The following is a 19,953-nucleotide window of genomic DNA, read 5'->3' on the forward strand; positions in this document are numbered from 1 at the left end:
CTCATATATTAGGGTTGAGGAATGCCGGAGGAGGGGAGAAGACATTGAGCAAAAACATTTCTAGGGATGCGCTGAAGGCGATCAATAAGAAAACGGGCAAAAACATCTCTGAAAGTGCCGTCAAAAAACTGGCCAGCACGGTTAAGCCGTCGACCATGCAAAACGAGGCCCAGCTCCGTCAGCTGATTAAACAAGTATCCGCGATGGCCAACGTTCCCGTCAGCGAGGAGACCATCAAGGATATCATCAGCGCTGTGAAGAAAAGCGGGATGAATCCTGAAAACATGGAAGCGTTGATGAAAATGATGATGAAGAAATAATCATATAGGTCAGACGAAAAAAGAGCATGAAGTCTTTGGAGCCGGAGGCTGCAGGGCTTTTCGCTCTTTTTTCATATGTGTCTAATCGTCTCTGCTGTTCCGATGAGAGGAAGAAGTACGGGGACTGCTGACCGAGCTTTACTTTGTGGGGGCATTTTGCGAAATTGGACAAGTTTCGTGTTATAATACGGTTAATGATGGAACAGATTGGAGAGTTTTAGCGTATGGATCCAATGACAAAAATGTGGGTATCCCTGATCGCCATCTTGATTATGGGGCTATCCGTCTTTCTCATTACCTTCGCCCGAACCAAAACAAAGGGGGTTCTTCGGGGAGCCCTCTCTTTGGTCGCATTTGTCATTATGGTGGTCGGATTTTTGGGCGGCATGGCAGCATTAATGTAGCAAAGGAACGGTGGATAACGAACATGGAAGCAGCATTACAGCTAATTGGAAGAACAATCGAGAAAACCGTCGTGCCTGAACCGGGCAAAAGCATCCTTCAGCATGCGAAGGACAATAAAGTGGACTGGCAGCACCTCTGCACCCGCGGTACCTGTGCCCGCTGCCGCTGTCTGATTACCGAGGGGGCGGAGCACCTGGAGGAACCGACGAAAGCGGAACATCTTCGCCTCGACCCGGAAGAGTTTGACGAGGGCTATCGTCTAGGGTGCCAAGCAGTGGTCAAGACGGCGGGAAAAATCGTAGCCAGAAACAAAACGTATTTTTAAATGGACCGGAAGATTGGAGTGTGTGCCGTGCAGATCCCAGCCGAATTACAGCAAGCGCTGCATGACGCCTCTCATGCGCTGTCGCAAACCTCATCCTGCTGGTTAATTGGCGGAAGCTGCGGGCTTTTGCTGCAGGACGTGCATTTGGATAAACCGCCACGCGATATCGACATCTACGCCGATTCGGCCTCCGTATCGGAGCTTCATTATGCCCTCTCAGGGCGGGCGGTGGATCAGCCGGTCCTGAGCGTTACGGATCAATACCGGTCCGTGTTAAGCCATTATAAGTTGAGCCGGTACACGCTGGAACTGGTGGGAGGGTTCGAAGTTCAGGCGGAGGGTTCGCATTATAAGGTTGAAATTAACCGGAGGCTGGCCCCTGCGGGCGTCCATGCGAAACTACACTCAATACGGATTCCGCTGATGCCGCTCAGCCATGAGCTGCTGTTTAATGTGCTTCGGAACCGGGAGGACCGGTACACGGCGATTGCCGCTGCCATGCGGGCAGATTTGCAGGCCCATTTACCGCTCCTGGAGGATCTGCTTACGGATAACGCGTTCCAATCCGAGCACATCCAAATCATTTCCCAACTGCTCCATACCGAGTCGTTAGTACGATTTGCGGTAAACGGGCGGGATTCAGGCTATGCCGGGCGGGAACGCCAATGAACCATAAAGTTACGTTCCAGCCGTCAGGCAAAAGCGTTCTCGTCCGCGAAGGCATATCGCTGCTCCATGCGGCCAGGGATGCAGGTGTATACATACCCACGCGATGCGGGGGCAAAATGGGCTGTTTGATGTGCAAAGTTCAGGTTGACGCCGCCAGCGCCGGTCAGCTCACCCCTCCCGCCGAGGCGGAGAAGCGCAAGCTCGGCTCCTTGATCCGCAGCGGCACCAGGCTCTCTTGTCAAGCCAGAGTGCGCGGGGCGGTGACGGTGACAGTCCCGGAAGACAAACTGAAGGCGGCGGTTCGCAAGCAGCTGGAAGCAGCAAGGAACCGTGACAGGGAAGACGACCTGTGGTAGCGGCGGGCAGGACAAACACGTTACAGGCTGCTTGATGTATCAATCGGCTTTACTATATGCAAAGGGTGATATTTGTTGATGACATCGGCTTTGACCAACAAGATGATGAAGGGAGCCCGGAAGGCGGCAACGGCTGTCATGGTGCTGCTGTTGATCATGACCGCCACAGCCTGCATGTATCCGGATCAGAAGAGCGGTGAGACGAGGGTATCCTACCGTGAAAGCGTGAAGCGCATCCAGTCCGCGCTGGACGATTTTCAAAAGGATCAGGGGATCCTGCCGATCATCAATGCGGATGAGACGACGCCGCGCTTTGAGAAGTTCCGTATCGACCTGGACCAGCTCCAAAAGCGGGGCTACTTGGACGATATCCCGACGACGGCCTTTGAGAAAGGCGGAAGCGCATACTTTCTAGTACAGAACGAAGAGACCGACCCGACCGTTAAGGTCATGGATCTCGTCACGGTGCAAAAGGTCAACGACGTGCAGCGGGCGGTCGATTTGTATAAGTCCAAGCATGATGGGCAGCTGCCGGCCGGGGAAGAAATTTATCCCGGGATCCATACCGTTGACCCGGATCTGGCCGGCACAAACAATGTTGAGCTGAAGAGCGTATATTCGGGTCAGGACATGAGCTTTATTATGGATGCCAAGGGCGTGGTGTACGCGGATTATGCGTTTGATATTATGCAGCTGATTGACAAGGAAGGCGTGAAGCCTTCCAAAGACGAGGATTTACGAGATTACCTGATCAAGTCTTCCGATTATGTACCGGTGAAGTCGCTGCCGTACGAGTGGTCAGGGGATGCGCCAGTCGCCAAATCGGTGCCAGGGGCGTGAAGCTGAACATACAGATTGGAAGAGAAAGGCCTGCTGAATACAGCAGGTCTTTTTTTATGCCTATTGCTATGTTTTTCGGGATTCCCGCTAGCAAAACAGCATCAACAAGCGGATGAGCGGCTGTGCGCAGGTTGTTATGTTGTGCTGCATGCTTCATATACATATTTATTTCTGCCCCGGCATATATCTGAGAGGGATGACGAGGGGCATGCGAACGACGCAGGGATTATATGAATTTTATTCCGAATACCCGTCATATTGTTTTTAATAGGTACATACTATGATACTAGTCCAAATGCCTACGGAGTAACGCCGCTTTGCCGTTTCCCATCCTACCTGACTACCGGCGGCGGACTACTGACGACATTGTAAGGCTCAAATCCGTTGCAATGGCTCGAGGCTCCAGATGGAACACGAAGCGGATGCTCTTAAAGCATTTTTCCTTCGGAGTAAATGAGGAGGGGATCTCTTTTGGAAAAAGTGGACATTTTTAAAGACATTGCCGAACGAACTGGCGGGGACATTTACCTGGGTGTCGTCGGCGCCGTCCGCACAGGAAAGTCAACATTTATTAAACGGTTTATGGAAACAATCGTACTGCCGAACATTGCAAGCGAAGCAGACCGCGCCAGAGCGGTCGATGAGCTCCCGCAGAGCGCTGCCGGGAAGACAATTATGACCACCGAGCCGAAGTTTGTACCGAACAATGCGGTGCAGCTGAAGGTCACCGAAGGTCTGGAAGTGAACGTCCGCCTCGTGGACTGCGTAGGCTACGCGGTGGAAGGCGCCAAAGGCTATGAGGATGAAAACGGTCCGCGCATGATATCGACGCCATGGTTCGAGGAACCGATCCCGTTCCAGGAGGCCGCCGAAATCGGGACACGGAAAGTGATTCAGGAGCACTCTACGCTGGGCGTTGTGGTGACCACGGACGGCACGATTGCCGAAATTCCGCGCCACTCCTATGTGGAAGCCGAAGAACGCGTCGTCGCCGAGCTGAAGGAAGTCGGCAAGCCGTTTGTGCTGGTCATCAACTCTACGAAGCCGCGGAGTGAAGAAACGCTGCAGCTGCGCAATGAGCTCGCCGAGAAATACGACATTCCGGTCATGGCGCTCAGTGCGGCCACAATGACGGAGGATGACGTCACCGGCGTCCTGCGCGAAGTGCTCTACGAATTCCCGGTGCACGAAGTCAACGTCAACCTGCCTAGCTGGGTTATGGTGCTGAACGAGAAGCACTGGCTGCGCAGCAACTATGAAAATTCCGTACGCGATACGGTCAAGGATATCCGCCGTTTGCGCGACGTGGACCGGGTGGTCACCCAGTTCATGGACTACGACTTCATCAACCGCGCGGCGCTCAGCGGCATGAATATGGGCCAAGGGGTAGCCGAGATCGACCTGTTCGCTCCGGATGAACTGTACGATCAAATCCTGATGGAAGTGGTCGGCGTGGAAATCCGCGGCAAGGACCACCTGCTGCAGCTCATGCAGGAATTCTCGCATGCCAAGCGGGAGTACGACCGGTTCGCCGAGGCGCTGGAGATGGTCAAGACGACCGGTTACGGCATCGCCGCTCCGTCGCTGGCTGAAATGTCGCTCGATGAGCCGGAGCTGATCCGCCAAGGATCCCGTTTCGGGGTTCGCTTGAAGGCGACAGCGCCTTCGATCCATATGATCCGCGTCGACGTCGAGTCGGAATTCTCGCCGATCATCGGTACGGAGAAACAGTCCGAGGAACTCGTGCGCTACCTCATCCAGGACTTCGAAAACGATCCGATCAAGATCTGGGATTCAGACATTTTCGGCAGATCGCTGCACTCTATCGTACGGGAAGGCATTCAAGGCAAGATCGCCATGATGCCGGATAATGCGAGATATAAACTGCAGGAGACGCTCGGACGCATTATCAATGAAGGCTCTGGCGGATTGATCGCGATTATTTTGTAACCCATCAGCGTGAAGTAAAAAACCGTAGGCAGGCGCCCGCTTGCTTGCGGTTTTTTGTGCTTGAATGCAGAAATGGATACCTCTTGATAGTAATTCCTGTTTTATACATAAAAATAAGCAAATGGCTGCTCGGAGCAGAGTTAAGGGACCGTTATTCCAGGTTTTTTATGAAAAAAAGGAAGTATTTATACAAACTCTTAAAAACCTATTTACATACTTGGATATAGGCTTTATATTAGTGTATAACATTTTAACATAGTGAAGCTTTTAAGGGGGAAGAGAGAAATGCGTTTAAGAGGTAAAAAAAGGGGTTTCGTGTTGGCATCCATCCTGCTGGTGCTGTCGATGGTGATGAGCGCCTGCGGTCATAACGCACCGCCGGCAACGGACTCGGGGAGTGCATCCGGTGCAAATTCGGACAAGCCTCTGGCGGGCAAACGAGTTGCGCTTATCATGGAGTTTAACACAGGTACGTTTTCCCAGCAATACGTTCAAGGGGTAACCGAGGAAGTGGAGAAATTCGGCGGAAAGCTGACGAAGTTCGTGGCCGCCAACGATAAAGCAAAAATGGCGTCTCTGCTGGATTCGGCCATCACTCAGCATTTTGACTTGATTCTGACCGACCACGGTGATTCGCTCCTCGAACCTGGCCTGCGCAAGGCGGTGGAGCAGAAGATCCCTGTCGTTGTCTTCGACGCTGACGTGAACGTTCCCGGCGCGACCGTGCTCTCTCAGGACGACCAGAAGATGGCCGACCTGACGTTGCAGCAGATGAAGGAGGACATCGGGGGCAAGGGCAACATCGTCAAAGTATGGGTGGCCGGATTCGCACCGATGGAACGGCGCCAAATCTCTTACGCGAAATTTATGAAAGAGAATCCAGATATCAAGGAAATCGCCACGTTCGGCACCGCGAATAACCCGGCACTGGACACGCAGACCCAGATGGAGGCGATTCTGAAGCAGTATCCGAAGGGGCAGATTTCGGCCGTATGGGCTGCTTGGGACGAGTTCGCCAAAGGGGCGGCACGCGCCATCCAACAGGCCGGACGCGATGAAATCAAGGTGTACGGTATCGATATGAGTGACGAGGACCTGCAAATGATTCAGGATCCTAGCAACCCGTGGGTCGCTTCCGCCGCTGTCGATCCAAAGGATATCGGACGCATCCAGGTCCGTTATGGCTACCAGAAGCTGCATGGGGATCAAACCGAGGACAAGGTCGTTCTGAATCCGGTGTACGTTTCCCGCGACGCGCTTCCTAAGGAGCAAATTTCCACCACCGAGCTGTCTCAATACGTAGACGGCTGGGGTGCCAGCAAGCAAGGGCTTCAGGACTGGATGAACGAGTACAGCAAGTAAAAAGATCCGGTCAAACCGGCAAATGCAAGTCTTGGGGTGGTGCTGAGGCGCTGCCCTTTTTCAGGAATAGGGGCAAGCTGCACTCCACTTTGTGGGGCTCATTATTTCGGGGCTCCCCGCAAAGTACCTGAATAATATTCGAAGCTTCACTCCACTTTGTGGGGTTATTATTTTGGGGCTCCCCGCAAAGTACTTGAACAACATCGCAGCAGATCATCACTTTGTGGGGCTCATTATTGAAGGAGGAATGCCGTGTGACATCATCATTTCAGCTGGAAATGAGCGGAATCGGCAAACAATTTGGCGGCGTTCCTGCGCTGCATGCGGTGGATTTTACGGTTCGCGGCGGCCAGATTCATGCGCTGCTCGGTGCCAACGGAGCCGGAAAGAGCACGTTGATGAAGATTCTGTCGGGCGCTTATCAGCCGGACAGCGGACGCATTGCGGCAAACGGCACGGAGCTGCACATCACCTCTCCGGCCGCGGCCAAGCAGCACGGCATTCACTGCGTGTATCAGGAGGTCGATTCGGCCCTCGTCCCGCAGCTGAGCGTCGCCGAAAACGTCATGCTGGACGCCTTATCTTCAGGCCGGGGAAGCATGTGGGTCAATTACCGGTCTATGGACAAACAGGTCAAGGCGATTTTATCCAGGCTGGATGACAGTATAGACATTCATAAAAAGGTGTACGAGCTGTCGCTTGCGCAAAAACAGATCGTTCTGCTGGCCCGCATTTTGTCCCAGGACGCCAAGGTGATTATATTCGACGAACCAACCGCTCCGCTGAGCGACAGCGAATGCGAGGCTTTTTTCCGGATGATGCACTCGCTGAAGGACGCCGGTGTGGCGTGCATTTTTATTACACACCGTCTGCCGGAAGTGCTGCAGCACAGCGATATGGTGACCGTAATGCGTGACGGAAGGAAGGTTTACACCGGCCGGACACAGGAAATCACCGGGGAAGGCATAATCGGGCACATGCTCGGCAAAACGTTTGAAGAAGAGTTTCCGAAAAAGGATACCGTGATCGGGGACGTGCTTCTTCAGGCTGAAGGTGTCAAGCGCGGACACAAGGTGCGGGGCGCGGATCTTGAGGTCCGCCGCGGTGAAATTGTAGCTGTAGTCGGCCTGGTGGGCGCCGGTAAAACCGAACTGGCCCGCATCCTGAGCGGTGCGGATCAGCCGGACGAAGGCAGCATCCATCTGAAAGGAAAGAAGCTGTCGCTTAAGCAACCAGCGGACGCGGTATCCGCGGGAATCGTCTCCATCCCGGAGGAGCGCCGGAAAGAGGGGATCTTTATCCACGAATCGGTGGATTTAAACCTGTCCATACCGGTGCTGAACCAAGTCAGCAGGCTGGGGTTCATCTCGCGGAAGAAGGAGAAGGCTTTATCCGCCAAAATGGTCGGCGCCCTTGGGGTCAAGGCCGCCTCCGGCAGCCAACTGGTCAAGTTCCTGAGCGGCGGCAACCAGCAGAAGCTGGCGATCGGCAAATGGCTGGACAGCGGGGCGGAAGTTTTTATTTTTGACGAACCGACCAAAGGGGTCGATATCGGCGCGAAAAGCGATATATTCCGCATTATCGGAGATTTGGCGGATGCCGGCAAGGGCATTTTGTATTTTACCTGCGAATTGGCAGAAGGACTGGGAATCGGCGACCGGATCGCCGTCATGAGCGGCGGAACCATCAGCAAAGTATTTGCTCGGGGAGAAGCGACGCAAGCCCAGCTCCTATATTATGCGAGCGGAGGCTTGGAGGAAGACCATGAAGGATAAACTGTTAAACTTGGCGTTCCGGTACGGGGCGGTTGTCGTTATCATCGGGGTTATAGCATTTTTTTCGTTCAGACTGCCTTATTTCTTCACGTACGGGAACCTGACCGACATTCTGGGCTCGATCACGATCGTGACCTTTGTGGCGATTGGGGTGACCTTGTCGCTGGTCGTGGACGGCTTTGACCTGTCGGTAGGCTCAACCGTGTCGCTGACCACCGTAGGCGCAGCGTCGCTGATGATATGGTATGAGCAGCCGCTGTGGGTCGTCATCATCGTGCCGCTCATCCTGGGTGCCGTCATCGGGCTCGTTAACGCATTCCTGATCGTCAAGCTGCGGATTCCGGATCTTCTGGCGACCCTTGCTGTGATGTACATCGTCGGCGGGATTCACAAAACGTATGCCGCGGGTTATACGATTTACAACCATATGGAATTCCCGGACGGCACCAAAGCCCCCGGCGAGATGAGCGCCGCCTTTCTGCAGCTTGGACAGGGCAAATGGTTCGGCATTCCGATTTCGGCCGTCCTCCTCATTATCGCTGTGGCGCTTGTGCATATTTTCCTGACGCGGACCAAATACGGCCGTCAAATGTACGTCACGGGCGGTAATGAGGAAGCAGCGCGCCTGTCAGGGATCAAGGTGAAAAGGGTGCGTACGCTGGCGTACGTCGCTTCCGGCGTGTTCGCCGCGATTGGCGGGATTATTTACGCCTCCCGGGTCGGATCCGGTCAAATCGACGCGGGATCGCCGCTCTTAATGGAATCCGTGGCGGCCGTGTTCGTCGGTTTTTCGGTCTTCGGCGCCGGCAAGCCCAACGTGATCGGCACGTTTATCGGGTCGGTATTGATCGGGGTACTGGTCAACGGATTGACCATGATGAATTTGCAGTATTTTACACATGATATCGTCAAAGGGATCGTTCTTGTCCTCGCTCTTGCCGTCACTTTTTACGTTTTAAACCGCTCGCGAACGTAAAACTCTTGAAATTCTGCGGTTGCTGTATTACTATAAGTTTGTTCCGCGCCTGCGGCTGAATACGGTCTATATGGCGATTCTATCTGTAAATCTCACAGATGAACGTATATTTTACGGCAAAACGGAAAGATTGATAACATCGATTTATTATTTTGGGAGGTGAAATGATAGTGAACAAGTCCGAACTGATTTCCCAAGTAGCTGAAACGACAGAACTGTCCAAGAAGGATGCGACGAAAGCGGTTGACGCTGTATTCGAATCCATCGCACAGGCTCTGCAAAACGGGGACAAAGTCCAACTCGTTGGATTTGGTAACTTTGAAGTGCGCGAGCGTTCCGCACGTAAAGGCCGCAACCCGCAAACCGGTGAAGAAATCGAAATCCCTTCGAGCAAAATTCCGGCTTTCAAGCCTGGTAAAGCGCTCAAAGACGGAATTAAATAAGATTTCTACATATTCCATACGCAAGAAGAGGACCGTGACGCTCGTTCACGGCCTTTTCTTTTCTGTAGGACTGACATCTCCTTCAAGAGGATTGCCGTTGACATCCTTTTCCGAATAGGCGATCAGGATGACGGGAGAACCCGTCAGCTGGCTCAGCTGCTGCTCGTATTCGCGAAGCTTGGAAACTTGCCCTTCCCGCAGGGGCGCCGGTTCATATTGCATGTTCTCAACTCCTTGGACTTTATTACATTGGGTAGTATAGCCAGAGGATTTTAAAATAATTATACGCTGTGTGTAAGGCTCGCTGAAAAAAGGAGGATACACTCATGGAAAATAAAGGGAATACGGGGAACAGCGATTTTATCGTGATCAAGGCGAAGGATCAAGGGGTGCAGGTCATTGGACTGACCCGAGGCCAGGATACCCGGTTTCATCACACGGAGAAGCTGGACAAAGGCGAAGTGCTGATCGCCCAGTTTACGGACCATACCTCCGCCATTAAAATCCGCGGCAAAGCCGAAGTGTGGACGAAACACGGAAGTCTCGAAAGCGACAGCTAATAGCAGGGAGCTCAAAAAAACAGCTCTTGAATGCAAATTAGCTGCTGGTCAGGGGATGGCAAATTACCTTAAGCGCAATCTGTACAAACGCAGGCATAGCCTGCTTTTTTTCGTTGTAGAATGAGGTATGGACAGCACGTGTCCGGACGAAACTAAGGGATACTATGACGATGGGAGGGCTGTACTTGAAACGATTTTTCATTCCTGGCCTGGTGCTTGCCGTTACGCTGGGCTCGGTCCTCATCCTGCCTGCGCTGTATCATGCGGAGCACACATTTGCCCGGGAAAGCCGGGCTTTGGCCGCGTTTCATCCCCAATCGGGCTGGACGCTCGACAATGCGAATATCGTGGATGCGCTGGACAGCCTTCCCCTGACGCTGCCGATCCGCAAGGTGGAGTGGGAGTCCCGCGTGCTGACGGTTGACCTGAAGGTGGCCACACCGGAGGTGTCCGTGTCTGAAATCTATTCGAATATCGCCGAGATCCTCACATTTAGCTTTGACGGCACTTCCAATGTCGACCAGATTCTCCTTCGGCTCGTCGCAGAAGATAAATGGCTCGGCACACGGCATCTGCTGCTTGCTGCCGATGTCCGGCGGACGGAGTGGAGTCCGGAGCTGAAACAGGCGCTTGGTGAAGCGGGAGAAGGCCCGCTTGCGGACGACATCAAAGCCCGATTCCACCTCACCGAAACGAAACTGTGGAGAGACCGGTTCGATCCGCAGGAAAACGGGTAAAAAGAAGTAAGCATACTGTGCGTGGTCTGACAAGTTGTGCTATAATAAAAAAGATTGTGAACAAAAGTTCTTGCTCGCAACAGACGACATAGAAGTGAGAAAGTTATAGGCTCGGAGGCTGACGATGAAACCGTACCGCATACCCCAACTAGCAAAGAAATATGTCGATTACGACATGATCCAAACCCATACGGAGCTGCCGCCCTATCCGGATGCCCGTGTTCATCTTCTATATATTTTTCTGAACCAGGGAAGCCGCAAGCCTTCCGTGCATACAGAGCTGCTGGCGCTTGTCACGTCGCTCGTTCAGATGGGTATTGACACGCATGAAACGATCGACACCATCCAGGGCAAACAGAACGAGGGAGAAATGCGTTCCCGTCAGCTTAAAGTGCTCGCGGGAGACTATTTCAGCAGCCGGTTCTATCAGCTTCTGTCCCAGAAGGGGCAAATCGAGGCCGTATCTATGCTGAGCGCGGCCATTTGCGATGTGAATATTTTGAAAATGAATCTGTACGGCAAAATGAAAAGCCTTCTCCTGTCAGCGGAGGAATACTTACGGCAACGGGTACAGCTGAATATGCAGCTGTTTCTTTCTTTTACCCCTTTTCTGGATGACTCGTTAAAGGAACTGTGGAAATCGCTTCTCCGCGGCTTCAGCGAATGCGAAACGGTCGTTCGGGAAATGCATCTGAGCTCCGGCTCGGAGCCGTTCTTGTACAGCTATTCGTTCTGGCACATCCTGGATGTGGCTTCGGATGAAGACAAGCTGGCCTTGAAGGAAAACCGGGTTGAGCCGAAAGACTGGAAGAAGATGCTGCTTAAGTACAAGGCCGGAGAACATTTGGCGGATAAGCTGCAGCAGGCGGTGAACAGCGTGCAGTCCATCCTGAAAATGGTTAAGGGAGACGGAATGTTCCGGGAGATCGGACAGGTGCTTGACCCGTTCCTTCGTCAGCTTAACACACCGGGATCCGCAGTAGGGGAGGGATTGGCGAGAGGATGAATACCAGCATGAGTGAACGGGACACGAAGACGGAAAACAAATACTCACATGTCCAATCCGTTTTTGAGAGCATTGCACCGAAGTACGATGTGATGAACGATATTATAAGCTTTCGCAGGCACAAGGCCTGGCGGAAATTCACGATGAAGAAAATGGCGATGAAACCCGGAGATACGGCGGTTGACCTGTGCTGCGGGACTTGCGACTGGACGTTGAGCATGGCGGAAGCCAGCGGAACGGGGCAGATGGTCGGCCTCGATTTCAGCCCGAACATGCTGAAGGTCGGCATGGACAAAATCAAGGCGAGACACCTCGAGGATCAGATTACGCTGGTTCAGGGGGATGCCATGAATTTGCCGTTTGAGGATAACCGTTTTGACTACGCCACCATCGGCTTTGGTCTGCGGAATGTGCCTGACCTGGTGCAGGTGCTGAAAGAAATGCAGAGGGTCGTCAAGCCTGGAGGCATGGTTGTATGCCTGGAGGTGTCCAAGCCGACGTGGCAGCCTTTCAAAGGAATTTATTATTCTTATTTCAAGTATATACTGCCTGGACTCGGAAAGGTGTTGGCCAAAAGATATGAGCAGTACAAATGGCTGCCGGAATCGTTGGCTCTTTTCCCGGGAAGAGAGGAACTGGCAAGCATATTCCGCAGCATCGGTCTTCAGAATGTCGAAGCCTATCCCCTAACTGGCGGCGTCGCAGCATTACATATTGGGATCAAGGAGAATCGGCATGTTTAAGAAAATCGGCATTTTTCTAGAAATGATCAAAATTGAGCACACATTATTTGCGTTACCTTTTGCGTTTATGGGCGCGATCCTCGGATCGGTCGTCGTAAACGGTCACCTTCCATCATGGGCCCAGATCGGCTGGGTCCTGTTAGCCATGTTCGGGGCCAGGAGCGCGGCCTTCGGCTTGAACCGGATGATCGATCAGGTGATCGACAAGAAAAATCCGCGGACGGCGAACCGGGCCATTCCGGCAGGGCTGCTGAAGAGCGCCGAAGTGATCCTGTTTACGGTCGTTTGCTTCCTGCTTCTGCTGTGGGCGGCCTATGAGCTGTCTCCGCTGGCGCTCAAACTGCTTCCGATCGCCGTGTTTTTTCTCGTCATTTATTCCTACACGAAACGGTTTACCTGGCTGTGCCATATCGTGCTCGGCTTAACGATCGCGCTTGCCCCGCTCGGCGGCTGGGTGGCCGTGACCAACGAAATCGACTGGCCGTCCATCGTTCTGTACGTATCGGTTGCCTTCTGGACTGCCGGCTTTGATATCATTTATGCGATCCAGGATATCGATTTTGACCGGAAGGAAGGCTTGTACTCCATTCCGGCACGCTTCGGCGTCCGCAAGTCGCTGCTCATCGCACGGTATTTTCATTTCATTACCGCGATCGGATTCGTTATCCTGTTCTTTACGACCGAGCTGAGCTGGTGGTATTTTGGTGGGATGCTGATCGCTTATATTATTCTCTTCTACGAGCATTTTATTTTGTCCCCGAATGACATGAGCAAGCTGCAGGTCGCCTTCTTTACGATGAACAGCGTCCTCAGCATTCTCGTATTCGTATTCACCCTGATTGATTTGGTGGTGCAGTACTTGTGACGCAAACGGAGAACAAGAGAAGAAGCTGGGTCGTCGGGATTACCGGCGCCAGCGGTTCGGTGTATGGGGTTCGGTTAACGGAGGTTCTGCTGAAGCAGGGCTATGACGTACACATCGTCGTCTCGAATGCAGGCTGGCGGGTGCTTGGCGAGGAGCTCGGCTGGAAAACAGCTCAAAGGGAGCTTGTGCTAAGCGAGAAATTCGGCGGCCATCCGGGCAGCCTCTATTACCATCCGGTGGCGGATATCGGAGCAACGATTGCCAGCGGCTCCTATCAGGTGGAGGGTATGGTGATTGCGCCATGCTCAATGGGGACACTGTCCGCTGTAGCTAACGGATCGTCCGACAATTTGATGACCCGCGCTGCAGACGTCATGCTGAAAGAAGGAAGGCCGCTGATTTTAGTACCCCGTGAGACGCCGCTGCATGCCATTCACCTGGAAAATATGCTGAAGCTCGCCAGGCTCGGAGTGAAGATGATTCCGGCGATGCCGGCTTTTTACTTTCATCCCCGGACGATCGAGGATTTGATCGACTTCCAGGTGGGAAAGGTGCTTGATATGATGCGGATCGAGCATGAGCTGTTCAGGCGTTGGGACGGCGGGCTGGCCGGACAGGCCAAAGCTGCAGAGTCCGGTACCAAAGAATAGACAGTCCTCCAAACCCATTCGTGCAGCACGAATTGTATGCTATGATTTAAATAAGATGAAAATGAATGGAAGAACGCCAGTGCTCTTTGTTTCTGCTATGCGGGCCATGCTCAAGCCGATGATTTGAACATGAACGGACAGGGAAATGCGGAGTAACATTACGCTGATACGGGTGAAGGAATGAAGAGATTAGACATATTCGGCTTACTGAAAAAAGATATGAATCAAATCGAACAAGAGCTCTTTCGCAGCATTGAGGGCGATCACGAGCTGCTGAACGAGACGTCCATGCACCTGCTGAAGGCAGGCGGCAAGCGGCTGCGCCCGGTGTTTGTGCTGATGGGCGGCAAGTTCGGCAGCTATGACCTGGACAAGCTGAAGCATGTGGCCGTTCCCCTGGAGCTGATCCACATGGCTTCCTTGGTGCACGACGACGTCATTGACGACGCCGAGACGCGCCGCGGTCAATTGACCGTCAAGTCCAAGTGGGATAATAAAATCGCGATGTATACGGGGGACTATATATACGCCCGGGCGCTGCTGCTTGCCACCAAGCTGGAGAACCCGAAGATTCATCAAATCCTCTCCAAAGCGATGGTCGAGATGTCCATCGGGGAAATGGAGCAAATTCGGGACTTCTTCAATACGGAACAGAGCATCCGTCGTTACCTTCTCCGTATCCGGCGAAAAACCGCCCTTCTGATCGCGATCAGCTGCCAGCTGGGAGCGGTAGCGGCTGACGCGGAGCCGAAGGTAGGCAACCTGCTCTACCGCTACGGCTACAACGTAGGGATGGCATTCCAGATTCAGGACGATCTCCTGGATCTGTGCGGAACGGAGAAACAAATCGGCAAACCGCCTGGAAGCGATATCCGGCAGGGCAACATTACGCTGCCTGTGCTGTATGCCCTGGAGGACGAGGCGGTTCGGGAACCGCTGCTGAAGGAGATCGCCGTCATCCGGGAACAGAACGGGGAATGCGACGTTTCCGCAGCGGTTTCGCTCATCAAATCCAGCACGGGAATCGCCCGGGCGGAGGAGTTGGCTACCCGCTATATCAACAAGGCGCTGGAGGCGCTCGACCGGCTTCCGAACCAGCGGACGAAGAAAAATTTGCGCGATATCGCCCATTTTGTGACCAAACGTTCGTATTGATACTTCCGCTGATCCGACTTTCTGTTTACAATACAAATCATAACTATGTACAACATTCGCAATGACTTGAGGAAATGGAGAGTGAGTTTATGCAGCGAACTTTTTTAATGATCAAGCCTGATGGAGTGCAGCGTGGTTTAATCGGTAAAATTATCGGCAGATTGGAAGACAAAGGTTTCAAAATGGTGGCCGGCAAGCTGGTTCAGGTGTCGGACGAGCAGGCCAAGCGTCATTACGCGGAGCATGAGGGCAAGGACTTTTATGACAATCTGGTAAAGTTCATCACGTCCGGCCCTGTGTTCGCCATGGTATGGGAAGGGGATAACATTATTCAATTGTCCCGCATTCTGATGGGCAAAACAGAAGTCACGGAGGCTCTGCCGGGCACCATCCGCGGGGACTACGCTTCCCATACGCCCCATAATCTGATTCACGGCTCGGATTCACCGGAGAGCAGCGCACGCGAAATCGCGAATTTCTTCGAAGCGCATGAACTGGTGGATTACGACCGCAGCATTACGCCGTGGATGTAAAGCCTGTTTTATATAATAGCGGCGCGTCGGAAGAGCCAGGGACGCCCGATCCGGATTACATAGGGTTTATCCAGAATATTAAGCGAAGCACGGGAATCGACCTTTCGGACTATAAGGAAGCCCAAATGAAGCGGCGTCTGACAACGCTCAGGGTAAAGAACGGATACAGCAGTTTTACGGAATTTTTCGAGGCGCTGCAAAAGGATAAGCGCTTGTTTCATGAGTTTCTGGACCGGATGACGATCAACGTCTCGGAATTTTGGCGCAACCCGAACCGCTGGGAAGTGCTGCGCGATGTGATCCTTCCCGAATTGACCGCAGGTGCGCGGTCCAGGCTTAAGGTATGGAGCGCCGCATGTTCCACGGGAGAGGAGCCCTATACGCTGGCCATGATTTTGGACGGCAAAGGGCTGCTGCAGACGAGCACGCTGGTTGCCACCGATATCGATGAGGGCGCGCTGGCCAAGGCGAAACAGGGCTTGTACCTCGAGCGTTCGCTGAAGGACGTGCCGAAGGAAGTCGCGGCCCGGTATTTTTCCCAGGAAGGTCCGATGTACAAGTTTAGCGAAGGGCTCAAGGCAAACGTCCAATTTCGTAAGCAGAATCTGCTGACCGACACGTTTGAGCAGAATCACGATCTCATCGTCTGCCGGAATGTAATGATTTATTTTACTGAAGAAGCCAAAGCCAAGCTTTACCATAAATTTGCCGCTGCTCTGCGTCCCGGGGGATATCTTTTTGTGGGAAGCACCGAGCAAATTTTTACGCCGGGCCAATATGGGCTCGAGCCGACCGAAACCTTTTTTTACCGGAAAAAGGCTGACGCTTAAGGTGTCAAGGTATATTCAAACCTTCTCTTTGCGATACTACGATTATATTACGGCATCAGACAAAGCGGAGGTTTGCACATCATGGACAAACGAAAGGTAATTACCGCGTATCAGCGCGGGTTTATTACCATTCAGGAATGCGGACAGATTCTGGGCATTGAGAGCGTCCAGCTGAGCCGCCTGGTACAGGATTCCCTGGAAGGTCAGAAGAATACGCAGCGAAGCGGCCAGCCGGTCAGCCGGTAGGCAGGCGGAAGCTGGCGCTAATAAGCACCGTTCTTTCACTAGGAAAGACGGTGCTTTTTTGTGCTTGGTTACGGGGCTATTCTTTCAGGTGCCCCGATGCAAAGGACTGAAGCTGTAAACGAACCGAACAGCTGGCCTTGATCGTGGGCTTTCAATATAACGGGCTAATATGAACCAAGCTTCTCCTTGAATCATCTTCAATACAGCGAAGTGTTTTCCCTAGCTTTAGCACATTGTATATAGCTGTAGGGGTTTCTTGTCAAAGCGTGGCACCTATACTATAATGGCAAAAGATATCTGCGGATTTTAGCCAGTTAATGTTTAACAGTTTAAAGGGGGAAAGCACCATGAGTATACGCTACTTAACGGCGGGGGAGACGCACGGACCTCAACTCACGGCCATTATCGAAGGATTGCCGAGCCAGTTGAAACTGGACTTTGAAGCCATCAATTTTCAGCTTGCACGCAGACAGAAGGGGCATGGACGCGGGCGCCGCATGCAAATCGAGAAGGATACGGCGAATATTGTAGGCGGTGTCCGGCACGGTTATACGACGGGAGCGCCAGTTGCCCTCGTGGTCGAGAACAAGGACTGGGCGAGCTGGAGCAGCATCATGAACGTGGAGCCGATCGAAGGGTCGGATGAAGAGAAACGCCGCGTTCACCGTCCCCGCCCGGGACATGCCGACCTGAACGGAGGCCTGAAATACAACCATAAAGACCTGCGGAACGTGCTGGAGCGCTCCAGCGCGCGCGAGACGGCGGCACGCGTTGCCTGCGGGGCGATCGCCCGCCAGTTTCTCGAAGCTTTCGGCATCAAAATTGCCGGGCAGGTCATCCGGATCGGCGAGATTGAAGCGCCGGCCAACAACCTGAGCGTCGACGAACTGATCGAACGCACCGAGGCTTCCTCGGTTCGGGTGGTAGATCCTGAGACGGAAGCGAAAATGGAAGCCTACATCGATGAAATCAAGAAAGAAGGCGATTCCATCGGGGGGATCGTGGAGTGCGTCGTTGAGGGCGTACCGGTCGGTCTGGGGAGTTACGTGCAGTACGACCGCAAGCTGGACGGACGGATCGCTCAGGCGGTCATGTCGATCAACGCGTTTAAAGGCGTCGAGATCGGCATCGGGTTTGAGGCCGGCGTGCTGCGCGGATCCCAGGTTCACGACGAGATCCTGTACGAGGAAGGCAAGGGATATACCCGGGCCAGCAACCGCCTGGGCGGTTTTGAGGGCGGCATGACCAACGGCATGCCAGTTGTCGTCCGGGGCGTGATGAAGCCGATCCCGACGCTGTACAAACCGCTGCAGACCGTGGATATTGACACGAAAGAGCCGTACACCGCTCAGGTAGAACGTTCGGACGCCTGCGCCGTTCCGGCGGCGAGCGTGGTGATGGAGCATGTGGTCGCATGGGAAATCGCCAAGGCGTTCCTGGAGAAGTTCGGCGGCGATTCCATGGACGAAATCAAAGCCAACTATGAAAATTACCTTGCCCAAGTGGAGAGGTACTAATGATGAGAACCGTACAAGTGGAGCTTGGCGACCGTTCGTATCCGATCTATATTGGCCCGTCCCTTCTTCCCGAAACGGGAAGTTATCTGGAGAAGCATGGGCTGACCAAGAAAAGCACGCATCTGATCGTCACGGATGAGCAGGTTGCGGCCCGCCATCTGGACACCCTCAAGCAAAGTCTGGAAAGCCGGGGATATACAGCGGTCGTCTCGATCGTCAAATCGGGGGAAACGTCCAAATCCCTCGCAGTGTATGAAGAAGTGATGACGACGGCCATCCAGGGCGGTCTGGATCGCAGCTCGGCCGTTCTGGCACTCGGCGGAGGCGTAGTCGGAGACCTTGCCGGCTTCGTGGCTGCTACATATATGCGCGGTGTCAAGTTCGTGCAGATTCCGACCACGATTCTGGCGCATGACAGCAGCGTCGGCGGGAAGGTAGCCGTCAACCACCGGCTCGCCAAAAACATGATCGGCGCCTTCCACCAGCCCGAGCTGGTGCTATACGACATGGATACGCTGCAGACGCTCCCGGCACGCGAAGTATCCGCCGGTCTTGCCGAGATGGTCAAGCACGGCCTGATCCGGGATGCGGAGTTTGCCGGCTGGTGCCGCGACCACGCGTCTGAGCTGCTGTCCCTGGACCGGGAGGCGCTGGCGTACGGATTGGAACGCGGCTGCTCCATCAAGGCCGATGTCGTGTCAGCCGATGAACGCGAGGGCGGCCTGCGCGCCATTTTGAATCTGGGCCATACGATTGGCCATGCGATTGAAGCGGTGGGGGGTTACGGAGAATTTTTGCACGGTGAGGCGATTTCCATCGGGATGGCGGGCTCGGCAATGCTGGCTGTCAAACTGGGACGCGATGCCTCCATCTTTCCGGAAACGGTGTCCATGCTGAAGGCACTGAAGCTTCCGGTCGTACTGCCGGAGCACTTGTCCACGGATGAGCTGATCGCGGCGATGAAGCATGACAAGAAATTTACGGAAGGCACCATGGTGTTTATCGTCCCGGATCGGATCGGGGAGGTCAGCATTGTGAAAGACATTCCGGAGGCTCTGGTCCGCGAAGTGATCGAAGAGCTGAGAAGAAAGGAGCCTGAGCATGTATAACCGGGGAATACGGGGAGCAACAACAGTAACCCGCAACGACGAACAGGAAATTCTGGATGAAACCCTTCGTTTGATGAAGGAAATTGCCGACCGCAACGAGATCAATCCGGAAGACATTTGCAGCATCTGGATTACGCTGACCCAAGATCTGGATGCAGCGTTTCCGGCCAAAGCGATCCGCCAGCTGGAAGGCTGGGAGCTTGTACCGCTGATGTGTTCGATGGAGGTTCCTGTCAAGGGAAGCCTGCCGCGCTGCATCCGTCTTATGGTGACGGTCAATACCGAGAAGGGCCAGGCAGAGATCAACCACGTCTACCTGAATGAAGCGAAGAAGCTGCGCCCGGATTTGGCCGCACCCAAAGCCTGAGTTGAAAAACATGGTTGCCATAACAGGGAATGTTCCTGTATAGTGTAGGTAGTTGAGATGAGTAGAGTTTAGATGAGATGAGTTAAGTATAGAAGAGCAGAGTCCATAAGGTTGCATATATATTTCGTCAACATGTCCGTGCTAAGGCAGTCAAGGCGTTTCCTTGTATTAGGGAACAGGTGAATGCTGATGCGGTTCATGCTGTCGGACTCTT

The 19,953-nt window shown here is 53.6% G+C and carries 25 protein-coding genes; 24 read left to right on the forward strand and 1 reads right to left on the reverse strand.

What is annotated here, in order from left to right; all coding sequences use genetic code 11:
* The first annotated feature begins 44 nt into the window (after nucleotides 1-44).
* The 11 genes from ABID47_RS02960 (at nucleotide 45) to ABID47_RS03010 (ending at nucleotide 9,421) form a co-directional block, all read left to right on the forward strand.
* Nucleotides 45-320 (forward strand): stage VI sporulation protein F, encoded by a 276-nt coding sequence (locus tag ABID47_RS02960; protein WP_076170083.1) that lies wholly within the window; start codon nucleotides 45-47, stop codon nucleotides 318-320.
* Between the two features lie 224 nt (nucleotides 321-544).
* Nucleotides 545-724, forward strand: a complete 180-nt coding sequence (locus ABID47_RS02965) for a DUF2768 family protein (protein ID WP_076170084.1) — start codon at nucleotides 545-547, stop codon at nucleotides 722-724.
* A 23-nt stretch (nucleotides 725-747) separates the two neighbouring features.
* Nucleotides 748-1,050, forward strand: a complete 303-nt coding sequence (locus tag ABID47_RS02970) for a 2Fe-2S iron-sulfur cluster-binding protein (protein ID WP_145131972.1) — start codon at nucleotides 748-750, stop codon at nucleotides 1,048-1,050.
* A gap of 27 nt (nucleotides 1,051-1,077) precedes the next feature.
* Complete coding sequence (locus tag ABID47_RS02975) at nucleotides 1,078-1,719, forward strand: nucleotidyltransferase family protein (protein ID WP_354494877.1); 642 nt, start codon at nucleotides 1,078-1,080, stop codon at nucleotides 1,717-1,719.
* Nucleotides 1,716-2,075 carry a 2Fe-2S iron-sulfur cluster-binding protein gene (locus tag ABID47_RS02980; protein ID WP_089548058.1) on the forward strand — a complete coding sequence of 120 codons (360 nt, stop codon included), beginning with the start codon at nucleotides 1,716-1,718 and terminating at the stop codon, nucleotides 2,073-2,075. The genes ABID47_RS02975 and ABID47_RS02980 overlap by 4 nt, the downstream gene beginning before the upstream one ends.
* A gap of 78 nt (nucleotides 2,076-2,153) precedes the next feature.
* Nucleotides 2,154-2,915, forward strand: coding sequence for a DUF3939 domain-containing protein (locus tag ABID47_RS02985; RefSeq protein ID WP_244867185.1), 762 nt, complete (start codon nucleotides 2,154-2,156; stop codon nucleotides 2,913-2,915).
* A 471-nt stretch (nucleotides 2,916-3,386) separates the two neighbouring features.
* Nucleotides 3,387-4,865, forward strand: a complete 1,479-nt coding sequence (gene spoIVA / locus ABID47_RS02990) for a stage IV sporulation protein A (protein WP_076170087.1) — start codon at nucleotides 3,387-3,389, stop codon at nucleotides 4,863-4,865.
* Between the two features lie 285 nt (nucleotides 4,866-5,150).
* Nucleotides 5,151-6,227: a sugar ABC transporter substrate-binding protein gene (locus ABID47_RS02995; RefSeq protein ID WP_354494878.1), complete on the forward strand. Its 1,077-nt coding sequence runs from the start codon at nucleotides 5,151-5,153 to the stop codon at nucleotides 6,225-6,227.
* Between the two features lie 278 nt (nucleotides 6,228-6,505).
* Nucleotides 6,506-8,002: a sugar ABC transporter ATP-binding protein gene (locus ABID47_RS03000; protein WP_354495695.1), complete on the forward strand. Its 1,497-nt coding sequence runs from the start codon at nucleotides 6,506-6,508 to the stop codon at nucleotides 8,000-8,002.
* Complete coding sequence (locus ABID47_RS03005; RefSeq protein WP_105444680.1) at nucleotides 7,992-8,978, forward strand: ABC transporter permease; 987 nt, start codon at nucleotides 7,992-7,994, stop codon at nucleotides 8,976-8,978. The genes ABID47_RS03000 and ABID47_RS03005 overlap by 11 nt, the downstream gene beginning before the upstream one ends.
* Nucleotides 8,979-9,148: 170 nt before the next feature.
* Complete coding sequence (locus ABID47_RS03010) at nucleotides 9,149-9,421, forward strand: HU family DNA-binding protein (protein WP_076170090.1); 273 nt, start codon at nucleotides 9,149-9,151, stop codon at nucleotides 9,419-9,421.
* 45 nt (nucleotides 9,422-9,466) lie between these two features.
* On the opposite strand, the gene ABID47_RS03015 is transcribed toward ABID47_RS03010, so the two are convergent.
* Complete coding sequence (locus ABID47_RS03015; RefSeq protein WP_163879334.1) at nucleotides 9,467-9,643, reverse strand: hypothetical protein; 177 nt, start codon at nucleotides 9,641-9,643, stop codon at nucleotides 9,467-9,469.
* Nucleotides 9,644-9,747: 104 nt separating this feature from the next.
* Here ABID47_RS03015 and mtrB point away from each other — a divergent pair, with 104 nt between their 5' ends.
* The 13 genes from mtrB (at nucleotide 9,748) to aroH (ending at nucleotide 19,739) form a co-directional block, all read left to right on the forward strand.
* Entirely contained in the window at nucleotides 9,748-9,981 is a 234-nt protein-coding gene (gene mtrB / locus ABID47_RS03020; RefSeq protein WP_076170091.1) for a trp RNA-binding attenuation protein MtrB, read from the forward strand.
* A gap of 185 nt (nucleotides 9,982-10,166) precedes the next feature.
* Nucleotides 10,167-10,718, forward strand: coding sequence for a hypothetical protein (locus ABID47_RS03025; protein ID WP_163879332.1), 552 nt, complete (start codon nucleotides 10,167-10,169; stop codon nucleotides 10,716-10,718).
* A 124-nt stretch (nucleotides 10,719-10,842) separates the two neighbouring features.
* On the forward strand, nucleotides 10,843-11,724 hold the full coding sequence (locus ABID47_RS03030; RefSeq protein ID WP_105444682.1) for a heptaprenyl diphosphate synthase component 1: 882 nt from the start codon (nucleotides 10,843-10,845) through the stop codon (nucleotides 11,722-11,724).
* 8 nt (nucleotides 11,725-11,732) lie between these two features.
* Complete coding sequence (locus ABID47_RS03035; RefSeq protein WP_076170190.1) at nucleotides 11,733-12,467, forward strand: demethylmenaquinone methyltransferase; 735 nt, start codon at nucleotides 11,733-11,735, stop codon at nucleotides 12,465-12,467.
* Nucleotides 12,460-13,332, forward strand: coding sequence for a UbiA-like polyprenyltransferase (locus ABID47_RS03040; protein ID WP_076170094.1), 873 nt, complete (start codon nucleotides 12,460-12,462; stop codon nucleotides 13,330-13,332). Before ABID47_RS03035 ends, ABID47_RS03040 begins: the two co-directional genes overlap by 8 nt.
* Complete coding sequence (locus ABID47_RS03045) at nucleotides 13,329-13,982, forward strand: UbiX family flavin prenyltransferase (RefSeq protein ID WP_076170095.1); 654 nt, start codon at nucleotides 13,329-13,331, stop codon at nucleotides 13,980-13,982. Before ABID47_RS03040 ends, ABID47_RS03045 begins: the two co-directional genes overlap by 4 nt.
* Before the next feature lie 180 nt (nucleotides 13,983-14,162).
* Nucleotides 14,163-15,137 carry a polyprenyl synthetase family protein gene (locus tag ABID47_RS03050; protein ID WP_089548051.1) on the forward strand — a complete coding sequence of 325 codons (975 nt, stop codon included), beginning with the start codon at nucleotides 14,163-14,165 and terminating at the stop codon, nucleotides 15,135-15,137.
* An 89-nt stretch (nucleotides 15,138-15,226) separates the two neighbouring features.
* Nucleotides 15,227-15,670: a nucleoside-diphosphate kinase gene (ndk, locus tag ABID47_RS03055; protein ID WP_076170097.1), complete on the forward strand. Its 444-nt coding sequence runs from the start codon at nucleotides 15,227-15,229 to the stop codon at nucleotides 15,668-15,670.
* Nucleotides 15,661-16,500: a CheR family methyltransferase gene (locus ABID47_RS03060; RefSeq protein WP_354494879.1), complete on the forward strand. Its 840-nt coding sequence runs from the start codon at nucleotides 15,661-15,663 to the stop codon at nucleotides 16,498-16,500. Before ndk ends, ABID47_RS03060 begins: the two co-directional genes overlap by 10 nt.
* Before the next feature lie 81 nt (nucleotides 16,501-16,581).
* Nucleotides 16,582-16,746 carry a hypothetical protein gene (locus ABID47_RS03065; protein ID WP_167372870.1) on the forward strand — a complete coding sequence of 55 codons (165 nt, stop codon included), beginning with the start codon at nucleotides 16,582-16,584 and terminating at the stop codon, nucleotides 16,744-16,746.
* 347 nt (nucleotides 16,747-17,093) lie between these two features.
* Nucleotides 17,094-18,263, forward strand: coding sequence for a chorismate synthase (gene aroC, locus ABID47_RS03070; protein ID WP_076170099.1), 1,170 nt, complete (start codon nucleotides 17,094-17,096; stop codon nucleotides 18,261-18,263).
* A gap of 2 nt (nucleotides 18,264-18,265) precedes the next feature.
* Nucleotides 18,266-19,372: a 3-dehydroquinate synthase gene (gene aroB, locus ABID47_RS03075; protein WP_354495698.1), complete on the forward strand. Its 1,107-nt coding sequence runs from the start codon at nucleotides 18,266-18,268 to the stop codon at nucleotides 19,370-19,372.
* Nucleotides 19,365-19,739: a chorismate mutase gene (gene aroH, locus ABID47_RS03080; protein ID WP_076170100.1), complete on the forward strand. Its 375-nt coding sequence runs from the start codon at nucleotides 19,365-19,367 to the stop codon at nucleotides 19,737-19,739. Before aroB ends, aroH begins: the two co-directional genes overlap by 8 nt.
* The last annotated feature ends 214 nt before the right edge of the window (nucleotides 19,740-19,953 follow it).

This window comes from Paenibacillus favisporus (genome assembly GCF_040545415.1).
In the GTDB taxonomy this organism is placed as follows: domain Bacteria; phylum Bacillota; class Bacilli; order Paenibacillales; family Paenibacillaceae; genus Paenibacillus_AQ; species Paenibacillus_AQ favisporus.

What these genes read in the sequence shown, in the direction of transcription:
- ABID47_RS03035 (WP_076170190.1), top strand. Translation starts at nt 11,733, where the DNA reads ATGAGTGAACGGGACACGAAGACGGAAAACAAATACTCACATGTCCAA.
- ABID47_RS02970 (WP_145131972.1), top strand. Translation starts at nt 748, where the DNA reads ATGGAAGCAGCATTACAGCTAATTGGAAGAACAATCGAGAAAACCGTC.
- ABID47_RS02985 (WP_244867185.1), top strand. Translation starts at nt 2,154, where the DNA reads ATGACATCGGCTTTGACCAACAAGATGATGAAGGGAGCCCGGAAGGCG.
- ABID47_RS03050 (WP_089548051.1), top strand. Translation starts at nt 14,163, where the DNA reads ATGAAGAGATTAGACATATTCGGCTTACTGAAAAAAGATATGAATCAA.
- ABID47_RS03030 (WP_105444682.1), top strand. Translation starts at nt 10,843, where the DNA reads ATGAAACCGTACCGCATACCCCAACTAGCAAAGAAATATGTCGATTAC.
- aroH (WP_076170100.1), top strand. Translation starts at nt 19,365, where the DNA reads ATGTATAACCGGGGAATACGGGGAGCAACAACAGTAACCCGCAACGAC.
- aroC (WP_076170099.1), top strand. Translation starts at nt 17,094, where the DNA reads ATGAGTATACGCTACTTAACGGCGGGGGAGACGCACGGACCTCAACTC.
- mtrB (WP_076170091.1), top strand. Translation starts at nt 9,748, where the DNA reads ATGGAAAATAAAGGGAATACGGGGAACAGCGATTTTATCGTGATCAAG.
- ndk (WP_076170097.1), top strand. Translation starts at nt 15,227, where the DNA reads ATGCAGCGAACTTTTTTAATGATCAAGCCTGATGGAGTGCAGCGTGGT.
- ABID47_RS03015 (WP_163879334.1), bottom strand. Translation starts at nt 9,643, where the DNA reads ATGCAATATGAACCGGCGCCCCTGCGGGAAGGGCAAGTTTCCAAGCTT.
- ABID47_RS02980 (WP_089548058.1), top strand. Translation starts at nt 1,716, where the DNA reads ATGAACCATAAAGTTACGTTCCAGCCGTCAGGCAAAAGCGTTCTCGTC.
- ABID47_RS02995 (WP_354494878.1), top strand. Translation starts at nt 5,151, where the DNA reads ATGCGTTTAAGAGGTAAAAAAAGGGGTTTCGTGTTGGCATCCATCCTG.
- aroB (WP_354495698.1), top strand. Translation starts at nt 18,266, where the DNA reads ATGAGAACCGTACAAGTGGAGCTTGGCGACCGTTCGTATCCGATCTAT.
- ABID47_RS03040 (WP_076170094.1), top strand. Translation starts at nt 12,460, where the DNA reads ATGTTTAAGAAAATCGGCATTTTTCTAGAAATGATCAAAATTGAGCAC.
- ABID47_RS03000 (WP_354495695.1), top strand. Translation starts at nt 6,506, where the DNA reads ATGAGCGGAATCGGCAAACAATTTGGCGGCGTTCCTGCGCTGCATGCG.
- ABID47_RS03065 (WP_167372870.1), top strand. Translation starts at nt 16,582, where the DNA reads ATGGACAAACGAAAGGTAATTACCGCGTATCAGCGCGGGTTTATTACC.
- ABID47_RS02965 (WP_076170084.1), top strand. Translation starts at nt 545, where the DNA reads ATGGATCCAATGACAAAAATGTGGGTATCCCTGATCGCCATCTTGATT.
- ABID47_RS03005 (WP_105444680.1), top strand. Translation starts at nt 7,992, where the DNA reads ATGAAGGATAAACTGTTAAACTTGGCGTTCCGGTACGGGGCGGTTGTC.